Origin of the sequence: Exiguobacterium sp. UBA1053, from assembly GCF_002316465.1 — a bacterium.
Taxonomy (GTDB): domain Bacteria; phylum Bacillota; class Bacilli; order Exiguobacteriales; family Exiguobacteriaceae; genus Exiguobacterium_A; species Exiguobacterium_A abrahamii.
In genome coordinates, this window is record NZ_DCDO01000003.1 from 452,806 (window position 1) to 471,371 (window position 18,566).

Below are 18,566 nucleotides of genomic sequence, written 5' to 3' on the forward strand. Positions count from 1 at the left end.
TACTTTAGAGAAAAACAGGAAAAAGCGTCTCCACAATCATGTGCTAGAGACGCTCATCCTGGTTTGTTTGATGGTAATACTATTTATGGCTTACGATCGTGCGAGAAGTGTAGCGATCGTCTGCTTCGTCTGTTCCATTGATTCGTCCGATGCAAAGAAATACCAGACACCATCACTTGCGATATATCCTTCTCCATCAATTTTCAGCGGCTTCAATTGTTCGAACCCACGCTGATTCTCCTGCGCTAGCTGCGCTGCGACATCAAGTCCGATATTCGTCGTAAAGTTGTTTTTCATAACGTCCGTAATCTTTTCGAGTTGCGTCAACAACTGTGGTCCAGCAAGCTTCATTCCGACGGCTTCTAGCACTTGACGCTGACGAATTTGTCGACCCATATCGCCGAGTGGATCTTGCTTTCGCATACGTGCGTAACCACTCGCTTCAAGACCCGTCAGATGAATTTTCCCTTTCTCATACTCCTTTTGAAGACGGCGGTCGTTCCAACTGAAGGCAGATGGATTGTCGACCGTGACACCCCCAACAGCATCGACCAACTCAATCAATCCATCCATGTTGATCTTCGCATAATAAGGAATATCGGTCTCAAACGTCTGCTCCACCGTTTCGACTGTCTCTTTCACACCCCCATAGGCATAGGTATGATTGATCTTAGTCTTTTCGCCAGACGGCACGGTTACCTGCATATCTCTTGGAATAGACAGGGAAGTCGCTTGTCTTGTTTTTGGATTGAATGAAAGAAGCATGATGGCATCGGCACGTCCCTTATCATTTTTCCGTTCATCCACACCAAGTAACAAGACATTGACCGGCTTCATCGATTCGAGTGGCTTCGGCTGCTCTCCATCTAACGGTGTTAAGAATGCATCTGCCGTTTGCTTCACTTTTAAAAAAGCTAAACCAGCTGATGTATTAGCAATCAGAACGAACCCTAGTAGGAGCGCACTCAATACGCGCCAAACAAGACGCGGTTTTCTTTTCGCCATTCGGGATCTCATATCATGAACTCCTTCATAGTGTGTTTTCATACGTCTTCATCAATCCAGCAATGTTCGAGTTATGCAAGAACAACACGGAGTCGACTTGTTTTTGTTTAGCGAACTGCGAGACGTCGAATGATTTTGGCACATAACGAACGTCGACGACTTCCAGATTGGCACTTTTAGCAAGGAACGGTAAGACAGGATTCGCGAATGAATCCTTTAAGACGAGAATCGTTGGTCGATCATTCTTCGTTTGCTCTTTCATCGACATGATGCCGTGATTCCCGCGCAAGAATACTTCATACCGATCGACGTAATCTCCCTCCTGCTGAACGAAGGATTCATCAATGATTGGACGATCGCATGCCCCGTCGTAACAGACATCGATCCCTTTAAAGAATGCTGGTCCATAATAAGCTAACTGATCACCGGACGTCGCGTACGCAAGCGTCGTCTTTCGCGCTAATGAACCATAATAGGCATGCTCATCCTCTTTACGATCTGCTTTTGATGGTGTGACCGGTTGCAATCCCATCCCCTTCGTAATCGTCTGGTATGCTGACGCTGCTCCGTCGATATTCCAGTGATGGTCCGTCTTGAAGTAGTCCGTTAGTTTTAATTGATCAAGTGACAAATTCGTCATCCCCGCAGCCTTGAAGTCACGAATCATTCCTGCGTAACGTGTCCGTGCATTCGAAGCAACATACGATGGGATCAACTGATCGCGTTCAGCAATGACCGTCTTCGATGGAGCTAGCGCCATATAGACGGGTCGATCGACTTCTTGCACGAATTGCTGAAACGCGTTTGGAATCTGGACTTGAGTCGAGGCACTCGGTTCGATCATATAGCCATTTTTAGCTGTATAGATTCCATTACGAAAAGGCTGTCTGAAGACATCCTTCGATAGTAGCGCCTGCATCTCAACGAACGTCCCTCGCAAAAGTAGTTGGTCCGTGAAATACGTCTCCATCTTCAGCATGTCTTTTCCAGTCGCGATTCCTTCGATCGTCGGATCGACCGATTGTGCGAGTGTACGATTTTCTAACTGGGAACGCACACGATCCTCTCGGACGATCGTTCCGACACCAATCGTTAACAAGATGAGTAAAAAACTAATCGTCGTCACCCACATCATGATCCGTTCAAAAGAAGTCGTCCGTTTTTGTCCCTGCTTATTTTCTGTTTCAAGTGGCTGTGCCATCAGTAGACCTCCTTTTTAGAAGCGGAAATAGATGAATGGGTTAAACGTACTTGCAACAAGTGCTGATGTCGCCAAAAATAGTAGCAACATCGCATATCCATACTGCATCGTCGTACCAATTCTTCCGAGTGACACAACTAATCGCTCTCCGATGATTTTCGGAATCGGTGTCGCTGCGATGCACGCGACAAGCAGTAGAACACCATTTTGGACAAGCTGGTAGCTCGCGCGTTCATCCCAGATCACATCTGGTACGAACATCGCTTGAATGTACGTAACGGCTTCCGGGAACGTCTCGGAACGGAAGAATACCCAACCGACCAACACAAGTACGAGTGTCCAAACGGTCGAGAAGACTGGCATTTTCTCCAACCATTTCCCGAGAAATGCTTTCTCGAGCATGATCCAGATTCCGTAATACGCTCCCCACGCGACGAACGTCCAACTCGCACCATGCCAAAGACCTGTCAGCATCCAGACAATTGCTAAGTTGCGATACTGTAACCACGGTGAGACACGATTTCCACCAAGCGGGATGTAGACATAATCCCGGAACCACGATCCGAGCGAAATATGCCAACGACGCCAAAATTCAGAAACAGACTTTGAAATGTAGGGATAGTTAAAATTCTCAAGAAAATGAAATCCGAACATCAAAGCTAGTCCAATCGCCATATCACTGTATCCCGAAAAATCGAAATAGATTTGTAAGGCGTAGGCGATGATCCCGATCCAAGCAAGCCCCATCGAAAGATCTTTCATATTGAAGATGGCATTCGCGACCTGACCACATCCATTGGCAAGAATCAGTTTTTTAGCTAAGCCGATCGTAAACCGACGAACCCCTCGGGCAAAATCGGAAACCGTCTCTTCTCGTGACTCGATTTGGCTCGCAATCGTGTTATAGCGAACGATCGGACCCGCGACGAGTTGGGGAAAGAACGCGATATAAAGGGCGAGGTCAAGCGGATTCTTTTGCACCGCTTCCTTCCCTTTGTAGATGTCGATGACATAACTCATCGCATGAAACGTATAGAACGAGATTCCGAGTGGCAAGACGACCTCTGGTACGAACCATCCTAATCCGAATGTCTCGTTGACTGAACGAACAAAAAATCCGCTGTACTTGAACCAGCCGAGTAACCCCAGATTGACTGCGATCATACTGAACATGATCCACTTGACGCCGATTCGGTGTCGATACAGATCGACGAACAAGGCGAAGAAGTAGTTGATTGTGACGCTCAGTAGCATCAGCAATGCAAAACGCGGTTCTCCGAATGCATAAAAGAATAGACTCGTCACTAATAACCAGCCATTTCGGAAGCTGCGGGGGAGTAGGTAATAGACGATCAACACAGTCGGTAAGAACAGAAATAAGAATATCGTCGAACTAAATAGCATACGTCGCTTCCTCCCCTGCCGTGACATGTTGCACAATCTGAATGTCCCGGAGATGGACCCGGAAGCTCCCCTCTTGCAAGAACTTCCATGCCACCTTGAAATACTTCGCTCCTGGTACTCGTTTCATCTGTACATGAACGACTGTCTCATTCGTCAATGTGACGGTTTCCGTTTCCGATCCCATCCGTTTTTTCTGTCCATACTGCATCTTGAATAACTGAACGACACATGGTGCATCGACTTCGAAATGACAGGTCATCTCGATGATGTCTCCTGTAATCGTGGCGTCTGACCGGTACAACTTTGAAGGAGGATGTTGAAATCCTTGATCAAACAACTGAATGTACAATTTGTCGTCTGCCGTCGCTTCTTGAAAATCAAAATAGACACCATCTGCAGCATCCTCAAGCAAGATTTTTTCCTGCGTTCCGAATGGAAAGAACTGATAAATCGCTGGAGGAATACGTTGACTCATACAGGTACCTCACTCATGATGGCATCGACGATTCGCTCTGCTGCCTGTCCATCGCCATAAGGATTCGCCGCTTGTGCCATCGATTGATAGAACACCTGATCCGTCAACAATTGATGACTCATCGTATAAATCATCTCTGGGTTCGTTCCGACGAGCTTCAACGTTCCAGCTTCGACCCCCTCTGGACGTTCTGTCGTCTCTCGTAAGACAAGAACAGGCACGCCGAGCGAAGGTGCTTCCTCTTGAATCCCACCTGAGTCAGTCAGAATGAAGGATGCCCGAGCCGCAAGATTATGGAAGTCAAATACATCAAGTGGTTCGATCAATTGAATCCGCGGATGATGCTCCAAGCGAGCTGCCGCCTCTAGTACGACCGGATTCGGATGAACCGGATAGACGATTTCGACTTCTGGATGTTCGTTCGCTAGTCGCTCGATTGCATCAAAAATCGTTGCCAGTTGTAAATGATTCTCACGGCGATGAACCGTCAAAAGAACGAGTTTTCGTCCCGACTTCTCTAGGCGCGATAGGACAGGATGTGTATATGTCGGTGATACAGTCGTCTTCAACGCATCGATGACCGTATTACCGGTTACGATGATTGGCGTCTGCTTGTTCTCAGCACGTAAGTTCATTGCGGCCTGTTCAGTCGGTGCAAAATGATAATCCGCCAACACACCTGTCAATTGACGATTCATCTCTTCTGGGAACGGCGCATACTTTTCATATGTCCGTAATCCTGCTTCCACATGACCGACTGGAATCTGTTGATAGAACGCCGCTAAAGAAGCAGCGAACGTCGTCGTCGTATCCCCATGGACAAGGACGAGATCCGGCTGTTCCTTTTCGAGGACGCGACGCATCGCGTTTAAAATACGCGCCGTCATTTCCTCTAACGTCTGACGCGGACGCATCAAATCCAAGTCATGGTCCGGAGTGATCTCGAACAGTTCAAGGACCTGATCGAGCATCTCTCGGTGTTGTGCTGTAACGACGACGATTGGTTCGACGTCCTGACGATTTTCAAGTGCTTTGACGACCGGCGCCATTTTGATCGCCTCTGGTCGTGTTCCGAATACAAGCATGACACGTTTCATTTACTTCATCCCCTATCTCATTTCATGACGATTGTTCAATCGTCTCGCCCATCATTTGCTGATCCACGGAACCGATCCGTTCCGTTCGTTTCTTAGCTACGTAATGGGAGGCTTGCTTTTTTGATAACTGTTTGTACCAATATAGATATTTATTGTATTCAGCCAACGTTTCGTTCGTCGGACCAAATAGACGTACTTCCCCGTATTCCAACCAAAGGATTTTTGTACAGAAACTCTTTACCTGGCTGAGCGAATGACTGACGAAAAAAATCGTTTTCCCTTGATCGCGGAATTCACGCATCTTATCGAGGCACTTTTCGGTAAACGTTTGGTCTCCGACTGAGAGTGCTTCGTCGATGATCAAGATATCTGGATTAATATGAATCGAGATCGCAAAACCAATTCGAGCTCGCATGCCGCTCGAATATGTCTTGACCGGCTGATCGATGAACTCCCCAATATCAGCGAACTCTAAAATTTCTGGAGTAATCGTCTCGATTTGTCGTTTCGTCAAGCCCATCATCAGCCCTTTTAATTCAATGTTATCTCGCCCCGTCAGTTGACTATTCAATCCACTAGAGATAGCAATCAATGCTGACTTTCCACCCAATGTAACCCGACCGTACGTCGGTGGTGTCACGTTAGCAAGCAGATGCGATAGTGTCGATTTCCCACTTCCGTTGATGCCAACGACACCGACGATTTCTCCCTCTTCCACAGAAAAGGAGACGTTCTTCAGAGCATAGAACGATTTTCCATTCACCTTACCGAACAACACTTCTTTTAGCTTGTCGATCGGTCGGGCATAGAGCATGTACCGTTTCGATACATTCTCAAACACGACATGACCCATCGTTCTCCCTCCTATACGTAATCGATGAAATAGCGTCGGAATCGAATGTGAATCGATGCTCCAACAAGTAAGATTGCGAGCGTCATACACCAGAAATACACGCCGTACCACATATGATCGAGCAGATAACCCGTTCCGATGAGTGCGGACCGATATCCCTCAATCAAATAAACGAGTGGGTTTAACATCAACAACATCTTGAATAACGAGTGATCTGGCGGAATCCACATGATTGGTGTTAAATACATCAGCATGCGAATCGCAGATGTCACCATGTTTTGCACATCTCGAATCATCGTCGCAAGTGCGGATAACAATAAGGAAACCGCATAGAGGAATACGACGCCCGCCGGTACGATATATAGGAGTTCAAACGTATGCCATCCCGGGAAGTAACCGAAGGCACACCCTAAAATGATCGTCAAAGCAATCATCGCGAGATGACGGTAGAATTGTGCCAAAATGACATACGCCGGAATCGTACTCAATGGAAAATGCATCTTCGAGACGAGGGCGACCCGACCATAAATCGACCGGGAACCACTTGGAATCGTACTGCCGATGAAGAACCAAGCAATCAATCCACTGACGAGCCAAAAAACGAACGGAATTCCATCGACTGGATGCCCACCACGAATCCCGAAGCCGAATACGACCCAGTAGACACCGATTTGGAGTAGTGGCGTCATGATCTCCCAAAACCAACCCAGGTATTGCATGCTATATTGACTCTTTGTTTCATAAAGCGAGAGTCGAAAGATCAGGTATAGATGATCCTTCAACTCTCCCCCAATCGTTCGTAACGCGTTCATATCGCTTTCGCATCCACTTCCGTCACGCGGTGCGTATGCAAATTACCGAAGTTCAGGACTTTGACAGCGTCGAGCGCTTTGACGATCCCTTTCGTATCGAAGAGCAATGGTGTCCGCATGTAGTTTGCGAGACGACGTGAATCGAATTGTTTGAATTCATCATGATCGACCAAGACAAGCGCTAGATCAGCGCCTTGAATCGCTTCCAACTCATCAACGAGTTCGAAACGTGTCGAGATCGAGCGTTCGACGTGCGGATCACAGACAGCGACGTCAAGTCCACGGTCGAGTAATTGTTCAATGACTTCGACAGCTGGACTCTCGCGCATGTCGTCGACGTTTCCTTTATACGTGACACCAAAGACGGCGATTTTTGGACGGACACGCGAACCGACGAGACGCGCTGCTTGTTCGGCAACGAATTGTGGCATCTGAACGTTCGTTTGTCGTGCCGTATGAATGATGCGAGCAAGCGATGGGGCTTTTGCGACGATGAAGTACGGATCCACTGCGAGACAGTGACCACCGACTCCCGGTCCCGGATGATGCAAGTTCACACGTGGATGCATGTTCGCCATCTCGATTACATCTAAGACGTTGATCTCTAGCTGATGACATACTTGCGTTAATTCATTTGCAAGAGCAATGTTGACATCGCGGAACGTATTCTCCATCAACTTCGACATTTCGGCTGTTTTGGCATCGGTCCGGACAATCTCACCTTGAACGAATGTTTCGTAGACGGCAGCTCCTGCTTCCGCACACGCTGGCGTCAACCCACCGACGATGCGGTTATTATGGATAAGTTCATGTAAGATTTGTCCTGGTAAGACACGCTCTGGGCAATGGACGACATAGACGTCTTCACCAATCGTAAAGCCGGCTTCTTCAATCAATGGACGAACATGGTCATCCATCGTACGTGGTGCAATCGTCGATTCGACGATAACGACATTCCCTTTTTCAAGGAATGGCAGCATATTGTTAACCGCTGAAATAACATATTTCAAATCACATGATTTATACGTATCGTTTAAGTTAGGAGTTGGAACGGCGATTAAGAAGACATCGGCTCGTTCTGGCGTAAGTGTCGCTCGGAATTTTCCGTTCGCGACGACCCGTTTGATGACATCCTCGAGTCCTGGTTCTTCAATATGAATCGTTCCCGTGTTCAGAAGATTGACGATTTGTGGATCGATGTCGACACCTACGACTTCCGTGCCATGATCCGCGAACATCGCAGAAGAAGGTAATCCAATATATCCTAGTCCTATTGTGCAAAGTTTCATTTTGTCATTCCTCCATCGAGTTAGTCATACTAGCCAACGAACGATCTGTGGCTTGGCTGTAACTAGACCATAACGACATTTCCTTTGCTTTCCAATGCTTCTAACCATCTCTTAAACCATTCTTCACAGACCTTACATTTCCAGTGTTTTCTATCGTTTTTGTAAATCTTATGAAGCTTTCGCGAATCCTTCGTGTCTATTCGAATGAAACAAAACGACTCGTCAGGAATCCGCCTTCATTGCACGTGGATTTCCCTTCGAGTCGTTGACTATTTTTCTTATTTTGCGCCAGATTCCATGAAAATCGAGTCATAGACAGCAAGAAGTCGACCTTTTTCTTGCTCCCAGTTGTATTGTCTCCTTGCTACGCTTGCTCGTTCCTGCATCGCCCGTCGCAAGTTCTCATCCTTCACTAGACGATTGACCGCCTCGGCGATACTCTGCGGTGATTCGACATCGACGATTAATCCAACTCCTTCTGTTTCGACGACACGACGGATTTCTGGTAAGTCGGCCGCGATGACAGGAATCAACGCCGCCATGTATTCGAATAGTTTATTCGAAGAAGCGGAATAATGATTGAAGCAAACGTTCTGGAGGACTTGAAAGCCGACCGTCGCCGCTGCCGTGTAACTGGGTAGTTCAGCAAGCGGAACCTTATCAATGAAGCGGATACGAGACTTTTCCGATGATTGCGTGGCCAGTTGCATCAGTTTCCCTTTTAACTTTCCATCTCCAACGAAAATAAGTGTTCCTCGATCGATGAACGGCATCGCTTCAATGAGTCGCTCCAGTCCACGTCCTTCCTGGATCCCGCCTTGATACAACAAAATCGGCTCGTCTGGTGCGAGTGCTAACTCTTCGCGTAACGGTCGCGGTTGCGGAATAATCGGTTCGTAAAACGGATAATTGTGCAAGACGGATGGTCGGGTTCCATATAATTTTTGATGATAATCTGCACGCGTGTCATTTTCAACGATTGTCTGGTCGACGAATCGAAGCAACCAGCGTTCTAATTTCCCTTGCATGCTTCCGTATCCTGTCCGATCGGTCTGGACTTCATGCGAGTCATAGACGATTTGTGCACCACGCGCCGCCCCAATCGCTTGTGGTAACGTATTGACATCGTTCGCATGCATGACGTCATAATCATGCTTCCGGGCAGTACGTGTCATACGAAGAATGCCGAAACTGTTATATAGGGCGTAACGGATGAATCGACTTCGCATGAGTAAAAAGAGCACGAGCATCACGGGAATAAGCCATGGCGCAAGAAGCGCACCCATCAATCCGATAACAAGGGTCCGTTTTTTCCGTTTGCGAAAGAACGGGAGCCACCTCGCAAAAGGTGGCGTCCGGTCGATTCGAATGACGCGAAACCCAGACATCGGGTATTCGACTTCTGGAAATGTTCCGTCATTTAAGCAGTATAGGTCCACGCGGTGTCCTGCTTCGACAAGTGCCGTACATTCACGTAAGACACGGGCATCATTCGTAAACGGATTCCAAACAAACATTCCAATGCGCTTCATTCTGCGACCGCCTTTCGTGACTGCGTTTGTTCGATGGCTTCAAACAAGCGCTGTTCATTTTGTTCCCAATCGAAATGGCGTTGGACGTAATCCACACCCGCCCGTCCCATCGCTGCACGTTTCTCTGGATTTCGTGATAACTCGAGAATATGATCAACGATCTCCTCTTTTTTCCGCTGGACAGACACATAACCGGCTCCTGCTTCTTCGATGACATGCGCCGCATGACCGGATACCGCACCGACGATGGCACAGCCCATCGCCATGTAGTCGATGATTTTGCCTGGTGTCACTGTATCGAACGCTGTACTCTCGACGAGTGTCGCAAAGGCGATGTCACTCTTCGCGAGTTGTTTCAACGCATCCCAGCGTGGCATTGCGTCAAGAAACTCGATATTCGTCAATCCACGTTCCTTGACGAGTCGTTCGAACGTTTGCTTGTGATAGCCGTAACCAACGACTTGAAAGCAGATATCCCGTTCTTGTTGAAGTTCCTGTGCGACGTCAAGCAACAAGAACACATCTTGTGCGAGTCCGATATTCCCTGTATACACGACGCGCACTTGTTCCGATACTTTTCGGCGTTTGATCAACCACTCATTTTCCTCGATGGAGTTTGGGATGTAATGAATTTTTTCCGGTGCAATGCCCCGCCCTTCAATATACGATCGAAACCCCTCACTGTTGATGACCAATTGATCTGCCTGACGATACATCCACTTTTCAAGCCAGTAGAGCGGAGTCAATAAGAGACGCGATTTCGTGATTCCGACGCCAATCAACGATTCCGGCCATAAATCACGTACATCGAGAATCAAAGGAGCCTTTTTGACATGTTTCGCGACGACCCCGACGAGCCCCATGAAGATGGATGGCGTCGTCGCATAGATGTAGGCATAGGATTTCGGGTCATATCGCACCTCTTTTACCGCGAGCACGAATTGTTCCACGAACAAGCGAAGACGCCGCCATAAATTATTCGTCGCCCGGACGTCACGCGGTTGGATACGGGTTACATGTGCCGTATCGAGGCTCGGTTCATCCCAGAACATCGAGTCCGTATAAAGTTCTGCCGTCGGATAGAGCGGTTCTGACGTCAACACATGGACGTCACTTCCCGCTTGTTCCATCCGCTTGAAGATATTCTTCATTCGGTTTGCCGCACTCCCGATTTCCGGATAGAAATTTTGACAAATCATCAAGACGTTCATCGACGACTCCGGCGCTGCTTGAGTTGACGTCGGAACTTCCAGTAGCGGACGACGATTTTTCCGAGCTTTGATCGCGCGAGTGAGCGGTATTTTGATTTCCATGATGCATTCGCCTCCAGCAATTCCAGATTTGTCACCAATGATCCTTCGAATCGATCAAGCAGTACGGCATATTGTTCTTCGAGCATCTTGTACTGTTCACGCTGTTCCTGTAGTTGCTGTTCATGACGTAGCAATTCGACTTGAGCGTGTTCCAATTGGTCCGTTTGTTCCCCTAACCGTTGTACTTTTCGTTCTAGATTCTGTTGCTTGCGTTTTAAATCAATGATCGTCGCGAGATGCAATCGTTCCACCTCTTCAAAGGCGTCTTCAAGCCATTCGACTTCCGCCGGTAGAATCGATCGACCGGATCGAGGTTCCGGATAGACTTGAATCGTGATCCCAAGCCACTTGTCAATCCGCTCGATCGTCTCGATCTTACCGAAGGGTGTCAACTGTTCAAGCAGTCGATTTAAATAATACGTCCGTTTGTGATCCGCATAATCGTTCACTCCAAATGGGACTGTGATGACGAGTCGTCCTTCTGGTGCGATGAACGAGACGGCACGGGCGATAAAGCGCTCTGGCTCCCCGATATGTTCCAGTACTTCCGTCATCAAGACTGTATCGAATTGAATGTCAGGTGTGTACGTCATGACATTTGCTTCATGTAATTCCACTTTTTCTTTTACGGATGCCGGTTCTTCAAGTAACGCTTGTTTGGCCTCGATGATCGCTTCTGATAACACATCGATCCCGATGACATGTTTCCCTTCGCGTCCGAGCAAAATCGGGACGACTCCACCCGAACAACCAATATCTAAAATGTGCTCTCCTTTTGCTTGTCGAACGATCCAGTGAACACGCGCGCGGACTTTTTTACCGAATCCACCGCCTAACTGATCGTAGTAGGCAGCTCGGATTTGATCCTTGGGGCGTGCTGTTTTCATCGATGCCGTCATTTTTGCACCTCCTCGAGTAGTAAGTGTTGAAGTCGATCCGTCTCCTGTCGATCTGCAAGCTCCATGAATCGACGAATCAACGGGTTCGTCAACGTGATTGGTTCATAGAATCCGATGATCGTGCGTAGTAATGCGACACTCGGTGCAAAGTCCTTATCACTGCAGTAGCGTAACTTGACAAGATACCAATGCTCAAAGAAATGCTCGAATCGAGTTTCCTTGTATTCCTCTAGCACTCCATAGCGAGCGAATTTCTCAGCTCGTGCCCGTTCTCGGACGACACTTCGTTCAAAGAACTTCACCGTCAATGCATTCACGGTTGACCCTGCAACTGCTGCGTAATAATAATGGATGACTCGATTGACGAGTAAGACACGGTTCGCGCGAAGCATCAATTCTTGGAAGAACAAGGAGTCCTGACCGACCGCACCGACGACTTGTTCCAATTGATGCTCGAGCAGGAAGGTACGACGGACGACGAGTGCTTGAATGCTTTGTACCGCAAACCGATGTTTCAATAGAAAAGCTTTCGGATCCTCACAAACCGTTCGTCCTTGTTTACGAATCGTTGGCAAGGCGATGATGCTCGTCTTCTCGGCAAGCTTTTTCATATGCCCTGCTACAAAATCAAGTGATGGATCTTTTTCTAGTTCTTGAAGCAAAAAGGCATATCGATCACTGAGTACCTCGTTATCCGGATCAAGGAACGTCACATAGTCAGCTCGTGCCATCTCGACTCCCTTGTTACGCGGACGTGAAGCACTACCGCTTCCGCCTGTCTCGAAGAAATAAGTTCTGACATTTCCATAGCGTCGCGCGAGACGCTCTACGGCTTGACGTGTCGCTATGTCCGTCGATCCATCATCTACGAGTAAAATCTCCGAATCCATGAATCGATCCATCCGCGTTAGACTGGCGAAACATTTATACGTGAGGTGTTTCCCATTGTTATAGATCGGAACGACGACCGACAGTTGCGGGGTCTGATTCGTCGGAACTACCGTCTGCTCGTTCCACTCAAATTGATCGAGCAACAGTGTTTTTCCGTTCAGTTCATCTGCCTGGAACATGTCATATCCGATAGCTGACCGCCAAACGATCGCACCGTTTCGGCTACCGCTCATCTCTTGTACATGATACGGATGCTCGCTTCCCTTTCGGACGATGCTGGCATCGCTATATTTAAAGCCATTCACGAGGTCCTCTAAATAATATTCGCCGTAAGATTCCTGTCCATCCATCCAAGCTACGAGATCCGCTTGATCATAGGTTTGCTCCGTCAACGTATCCGCTGAGACGATTTCGTCTGGTGTGAGACTTTGGCGATCGATTGCGTTACGAATGGCTTCCCCGTCTTGAGCGACAACGACTAATAAGCGATGTTCCCGTGTCTCAGGTACTCGTCCAATGAACGCTAGGATCTGATCCATCCGTTCGAAGACTGTATGTTCCGTCATGACGGCACGAAGTCCTTCTGCTCGCAATCGTTCGATTTCTTCTTGCGACGTACGTTCTACGATCGCCGTCGCCTCCTGTGCGTCATGCACGGTGAAGATATTCGGAAACTCGTTGTTGACGGCGATACTGTAATTCGACAGGATCAAATTCCCGAGTGCTTGCGATTCATAGACGCGACGAGCACACATCGTTTTACTGTATTTGATGCTATTCAGGTTCAAGACCCAGTCGTAACATTTACTGACTTGTTGTAAAGCATCATAAGGAATCGCTGGTGCGACCCGTGATTGATAGCGCTCCGGAAACTGATAGGCTGGTAAGTCGAGATGATAATTCCGGTCCACGATATCGAGTTCGTGCGAGGATTGCATCACCCCATCAAACAACATCTCCGTATCTTTCACGCGCTCCGGATATTTCGCCATCCAGCTACCGGCAAATAAAACGCCTTTCTTTCGGCTACGTGTCGCTCCGATCGGATTGTGAATCAATGGATTGACACCAAACGGCATCGCCATGATCCGATCATGACCACATAAGACGCGGTATTCAGGAATCATCGCCTCATCTGAAGTCAGGACATAATCGGCAGCTTGCGCCACGTCTTGAAACCGTTCATGATTGCTCGGATCTTCCGTCGATTGAAAGACGACTGGAATTCCTTTGGCTTTGACTTCCTGCATCATCGAAAGCAGTCGTTGGCGTTTCTTTGAATTCGGTGTGGCGACACCTTTCCAATCGTCTCCTCGTAACCCCTTCCATGAGGAAACGACTAAAAAGAGATCAATCTCACGCTCGAAGACTTCTTCGAATGTATGCGCATTGACGTAGTGGAGATGAACGGCATCTTCATAATAGGCATACATGAATTCCGAGCAGACGATTGCCATCTCGATTGGTCGCTTTTCATAGTAACGCGTCGTCGTCCGGACCGGAATCTCCGAGACATCCAATTGATTCAGCAGTGATGCTTGGCTATTTTGTCGATAACGTGTCGTCGTATTATTAGAAGTTCGAACCGTCGGCAGTCGCAAGACGTCTAACTGACGGAGTTTTTCGAGTGCATCTTTACTTGCGGTCGTCGCGCTCGTAAGCCGTTTTTTCTCTTCGCGGACCCAGTTCAGTTGTTTCATGATTTGTCGTTTCCATTTTTGATCACTCACACGTAAACACCCTTCCTCTTTTCAACTCTTTCTTAGTCTACGGAAGCAGTTCAAAGGCTACTTGAAGGACTTGCAAGGTTTTTGTAAAGACTTAGTGAAGCTTTTTTGGATTTTCCTTACATTCCAGTTCAGTCAACCTGTATTTCCTAGGAAATCGACCAGTTTCGCTTTCTTGTCCGTGGAAGTCATTCACATGTTTTCAAAAACGAATCCTATGCACTCTCATTGTTTTGGATTTAAAAAACGGGGAAACATTACTACGTACTGATAAAAGGAGATGACTGGACATGTTAAACGAAAAAAATCATGATTTACCAGATGAAAAGGCAGACGTTGGTCTTCACCCGGATCCTGATCCAGCTGAGACATCAGATCCCGGCATCAAGCCTGCGGAAACACAGCATCCGGATCCTGATCCAGAAGAGCTCGAGCGCGATCGAAAAAATTCGTGAATCTCATGCCATAGAAAAAGAGGTTGCGGAAATGATTCCGCAACCTCTTTTGGCATGTTCACTTAACTTTTACTAGTAGTTTCCCTGTGTTCGAACCATCGAACAAGCCAAGGAACGCATCTGGTACACGATCGAATCCTTCAAAGATCGTCTCTTCGTATTGCAACTTCCCTTCACTAACCCATTGACCAAGTTGCTCAGCTGCCTCTTTAAAACGTTTTCCATAGTCGCCCACTAAGAAACCTTGCATGCGCGCGCGCGCGATGATTAATTTCGATTGAACACGTGGACCAATGTCCTGTTGTGCGTTATATCCAGAAATGGCACCGCAGACTGGTACCCGCGCGAATGGATTGAGTCGATCAAGGACTGCATCACCAATCTCTCCGCCGACGTTTTCAAAATAGACATCGATCCCGTCTGGACATGTCCGGTCCAATGCTTCCCGGATGTCTTCCGTTTTATAGTTGATGACTTCGTCAAAACCAAGATCTGCTTTTAAGTGTTGTAGCTTTTCGTCACTTCCTGCGATTCCGACGGCACGTGCTCCTTTGATTTTAGCGATTTGACCAACGATCGATCCAACAGCCCCTGCTGCTGCCGATACGACGACCGTTTCCCCTGGTTGTGGATTCCCGATATCAAGCAATCCGAAATACGCTGTCATCCCTGTCATTCCGAGAACACCGAGTGCTGTTGAAATAGGTGCGATCTGCTCATCGATTTTACGAACGGTTTTCGCATCGACGACTGCTTTTGTTGCCCAATCGAGCATCCCGACGACGACATCACCAGACTTGAGCCCTTCACTTTTAGACTCGATGACACGCGCTACGACACCTCCGTGAATCGGTTCATCAATCTCAAATGGTTGCGAATAAGAACGCGCATCGTTCATACGCCCCCGCATATATGGATCGACCGAGATATAGAGTGACTCTAGTGCGACTTGTCCTTCCTTCAGCTCTGCTAACTCAAATGATTCATAGCGGAATGTTTCCCCTGTTGGCTTTCCGTTTGGTCGTGCTGCTAATACGATACGTTGTTCTGACATGATTCATGACCTCCTCATTCAATGTACTTCTTCACTGTAACAATTCCGTTTCTGAAAGACGAATCCTTTGCTCGTTTGGAATTTTCTAACTTTTTCTTGACGTCCTTCTGTTCTTGCCGTAAGATAAAAAACAATTCATAACTTTTATACTGTTATGCACAAAAGCGTTACATAAGGAGAGGACTTGTATGGATTCATCTATTTTGTGCCAGCCGCGTCAATTTGCCGTTCATATTTTAAACGGACTTAGTATCGGAATTCTCGTTGCCCTTATCCCAGGAGCACTACTCGGTGAACTCGCTAAGGCATTGTTGCCATACGTATCCGGAGCCCAACATGTTTTAGATGCCACCACACTCGCGATGCGCCTTTTGCCGATGGTGATTGGTGTTGCCGTAGCCATGCAATTTAAAGTGACACCGATTGCGACCACGTCGATTGGACTCGCGACGGTCGTTGGCTCAGGTGTTGCGACCCGTGCAGATGCGACCTTCGTCTTCGTCGGTACGGGCGACGTCATCAATGCTGGTCTGACGGCAGCTGTTGCGACAGCAATCGTCTTATTGATCGGTGAGCGTTTCAAGACGTATACGGTACTTGTCATGCCAACGATTTTGATTGTCGGTGCCGGTGGGATCGGTGTGTTAACGTACCCGTTCGTGACACGGATCACGACAGCGATCGGACATGTCATTTCAGACTTTACGGCACTTCAACCTGTCTTGATGGGTATTCTAATTGCGATTACTTTTTCCGTACTTATCGTTTCTCCGCTTTCAACGGTCGGCATTGCGACAGCCATCAGTTTATCCGGTGTTGCCGCCGGAGCTGCGAATCTAGGCGTCTGTGCCGCTGGATTCGGTCTTGCGATTGCCGGGTGGCAAGCGAATTCACGCGGAACGTCGATTGCTCATTTTCTTGGTTCTCCTAAAATCCAGATGGCGAACTTCATACGTAATCCATTGATGATCCTACCTGTCATGTGTAGTGCTGCTATCCTTGGCGCACTAGCAGGAATGCTCGGCGTCCAAGGTACGCCGTTTAGTGCCGGCTTCGGGATGTCTGGTCTAATCGGTCCGATCAATGCGTTACATCTGATGTCAGGGGGCTGGACATTGTTCAACATGACATTCGTTCTCGGATTATTCATCGTCTTGCCCGTCATTCTTTGTCTGTTGTTCCATCTGCTCTTCCGGAGATTCCGTCCATGGATGAGTGCAGAGCCATACCGACTGGATTTTGAGTAAGTTCATCGTTAGCGTTCTTTCATCACAAAAAAAGCCAAGCCGACCGTCTAAAAAATCGACGGATCGAACTTGGCTTTTTTGTGCATTTATTTGATCACTGTCAGTAAGTCAAGCGGTGTCTCGATGACATGGTCCGCCGAATCCCACTCGGATTGTGTCCCAAAACCATACTGGCATAAGACGACCGGCATGTTTTCCTTACGGGCCGCTTCGACATCGGAAGACCGATCCCCAATCATCCAGTATATTGCTTCCCCAAACTCCTCACGGTGAGCTCGTAAGATATCCGCTTTTTCTTTCCCGTTGACGGATTCTAAGCATTTCGGACTCGTGAAGAATGAACGAATTCTCTGGCTATCCAGCACAAGGTTTAGATAGTGGTTGCCACAATTACTCGCTGTTGAAATGGTATGTCCAGCGGAAACTAGCGCTTCTAATAAAGATCGAATTCCGTCGAACAAGACGTTCTGTTCTGCCATCGTCGCTTCTAGATGACCATGTCTTTTTTTACGAATCAACCGAATATCCTCTTCTGAGGCTTCCGGAATCGCCTTACGCCAAAAGGCACTTCCCGCCAAACCATAGCTCGCTTGTACACTCGATTGAGAAGGTTTTGGAAGATGCGGCATGTCCTCCATCGCTCGATGGATTGCTTCTGTCATCTGTTCCGTTGAATCAATCAATGTACCGTCAATATCGAATAAGATAATTGCCATGTTCCCACTCCTTTTAGATCTCTTTTTTTGCTTTTCTCTTTTTTTGAATCAAGTAGCCAACCGTAATCAACACGCCTAAACCAATCCAAACTATTGGATGATTGAGGTGGTGCAATTTTCGCCATTCATGTCCGACGGCTTTCCCGCCCCAAATGAAAATCGCCGACCAAAGGAAAAAGGAAATCGTCGTCACGACGGTAAACGTCCAGCGTGAAACACCAGTCAGACCGGCACCAATCGCAAATCCGATGCGCCACATCGGAGACAGAAGAAGGATATAGCGTCCCTTTGTCTCCATTTGTGTCTGAAACTGAAGCATTTTTGTTTCCGAAATCCGAAACCATTTGAATAAACGATTCAATAACCGTTCACTCCCGAACTGACCAATCGTAAAGAAGAGGTTCTGACTAATGACGAAGCTCACTACAGCGAGGAACAACATGAATAAAAGATTCGCCTGTGCGGTATGCACGAGATATCCGGCATACGCGAGCGGTACTTCGCTCGGTATGAATGGAAACATGAGCGTCATCATGATCCCGATATAACCGTATGATTCCATCCACTGGTGTCCCATCTTCGCCCCCCTCTCTCTT

Annotated in this window: 16 protein-coding genes and 1 pseudogene; 2 read left to right on the forward strand and 15 right to left on the reverse strand. The window is 47.7% G+C overall.

Features of this window, described 5'->3' with window-relative positions:
- Positions 1–90 precede the first annotated feature (90 nt).
- The 12 genes and pseudogenes from B3G15_RS03310 to B3G15_RS03365 all read right to left on the reverse strand — a co-directional run bounded on the left by B3G15_RS03310 (position 91) and on the right by B3G15_RS03365 (position 14,501).
- Positions 91–1,005 carry an LCP family protein gene (locus B3G15_RS03310; RefSeq protein WP_290715625.1) on the reverse strand — a complete coding sequence of 305 codons (915 nt, stop codon included), beginning with the start codon at positions 1,003–1,005 and terminating at the stop codon, positions 91–93.
- A gap of 25 nt (positions 1,006–1,030) precedes the next feature.
- On the reverse strand, positions 1,031–2,206 hold the full coding sequence (locus B3G15_RS03315; protein WP_290715628.1) for a DHHW family protein: 1,176 nt from the start codon (positions 2,204–2,206) through the stop codon (positions 1,031–1,033).
- Between the two features lie 15 nt (positions 2,207–2,221).
- Entirely contained in the window at positions 2,222–3,610 is a 1,389-nt protein-coding gene (locus B3G15_RS03320) for an MBOAT family O-acyltransferase (protein WP_290715632.1), read from the reverse strand.
- Positions 3,600–4,085 (reverse strand): hypothetical protein, encoded by a 486-nt coding sequence (locus B3G15_RS03325; RefSeq protein WP_290715635.1) that lies wholly within the window; start codon positions 4,083–4,085, stop codon positions 3,600–3,602. Before B3G15_RS03325 ends, B3G15_RS03320 begins: the two co-directional genes overlap by 11 nt.
- Positions 4,082–5,182, reverse strand: a complete 1,101-nt coding sequence (gene wecB, locus B3G15_RS03330) for a non-hydrolyzing UDP-N-acetylglucosamine 2-epimerase (RefSeq protein ID WP_290715638.1) — start codon at positions 5,180–5,182, stop codon at positions 4,082–4,084. The genes B3G15_RS03325 and wecB overlap by 4 nt, the downstream gene beginning before the upstream one ends.
- A 112-nt stretch (positions 5,183–5,294) precedes the next feature.
- A pseudogene (tagH, locus tag B3G15_RS03335) lies at positions 5,295–6,035 on the reverse strand (teichoic acids export ABC transporter ATP-binding subunit TagH); the annotation flags it as partial.
- Between the two features lie 11 nt (positions 6,036–6,046).
- Positions 6,047–6,847, reverse strand: a complete 801-nt coding sequence (locus tag B3G15_RS03340) for an ABC transporter permease (RefSeq protein ID WP_023467468.1) — start codon at positions 6,845–6,847, stop codon at positions 6,047–6,049.
- Positions 6,844–8,136, reverse strand: coding sequence for a nucleotide sugar dehydrogenase (locus B3G15_RS03345; protein WP_149426934.1), 1,293 nt, complete (start codon positions 8,134–8,136; stop codon positions 6,844–6,846). The genes B3G15_RS03340 and B3G15_RS03345 overlap by 4 nt, the downstream gene beginning before the upstream one ends.
- A gap of 278 nt (positions 8,137–8,414) precedes the next feature.
- Positions 8,415–9,668, reverse strand: coding sequence for a glycosyltransferase family 4 protein (locus B3G15_RS03350; RefSeq protein ID WP_214857062.1), 1,254 nt, complete (start codon positions 9,666–9,668; stop codon positions 8,415–8,417).
- A complete protein-coding gene (locus B3G15_RS03355) occupies positions 9,665–10,981 on the reverse strand; it encodes a glycosyltransferase family 4 protein (protein WP_290715650.1) in 1,317 nt (438 codons plus the stop codon). Before B3G15_RS03355 ends, B3G15_RS03350 begins: the two co-directional genes overlap by 4 nt.
- Positions 10,876–11,880, reverse strand: coding sequence for a class I SAM-dependent methyltransferase (locus B3G15_RS03360; protein WP_290715653.1), 1,005 nt, complete (start codon positions 11,878–11,880; stop codon positions 10,876–10,878). The genes B3G15_RS03355 and B3G15_RS03360 overlap by 106 nt, the downstream gene beginning before the upstream one ends.
- Positions 11,877–14,501, reverse strand: a complete 2,625-nt coding sequence (locus B3G15_RS03365) for a glycosyltransferase (RefSeq protein WP_290715656.1) — start codon at positions 14,499–14,501, stop codon at positions 11,877–11,879. The genes B3G15_RS03360 and B3G15_RS03365 overlap by 4 nt, the downstream gene beginning before the upstream one ends.
- A gap of 287 nt (positions 14,502–14,788) precedes the next feature.
- Between B3G15_RS03365 and B3G15_RS03370 the strand changes: the two genes are divergently transcribed.
- Entirely contained in the window at positions 14,789–14,953 is a 165-nt protein-coding gene (locus B3G15_RS03370) for a hypothetical protein (RefSeq protein ID WP_167507528.1), read from the forward strand.
- Positions 14,954–15,011: 58 nt separating this feature from the next.
- On the opposite strand, the gene B3G15_RS03375 is transcribed toward B3G15_RS03370, so the two are convergent.
- On the reverse strand, positions 15,012–16,007 hold the full coding sequence (locus tag B3G15_RS03375) for an NADP-dependent oxidoreductase (protein ID WP_290715665.1): 996 nt from the start codon (positions 16,005–16,007) through the stop codon (positions 15,012–15,014).
- 188 nt (positions 16,008–16,195) lie between these two features.
- On the opposite strand from B3G15_RS03375, the gene B3G15_RS03380 reads away from it, so the two are divergent.
- Entirely contained in the window at positions 16,196–17,254 is a 1,059-nt protein-coding gene (locus B3G15_RS03380) for a PTS transporter subunit IIC (RefSeq protein ID WP_290715668.1), read from the forward strand.
- An 86-nt stretch (positions 17,255–17,340) separates the two neighbouring features.
- On the opposite strand, the gene B3G15_RS03385 is transcribed toward B3G15_RS03380, so the two are convergent.
- The gene (locus B3G15_RS03385; RefSeq protein ID WP_064300333.1) at positions 17,341–17,970 is read right to left on the reverse strand and encodes an HAD family hydrolase; all 630 of its coding nucleotides are present in this window, start codon (positions 17,968–17,970) and stop codon (positions 17,341–17,343) included.
- Between the two features lie 13 nt (positions 17,971–17,983).
- Positions 17,984–18,547, reverse strand: a complete 564-nt coding sequence (locus B3G15_RS03390; protein WP_050676927.1) for a DedA family protein — start codon at positions 18,545–18,547, stop codon at positions 17,984–17,986.
- Between the last annotated feature and the right edge of the window lie 19 nt (positions 18,548–18,566).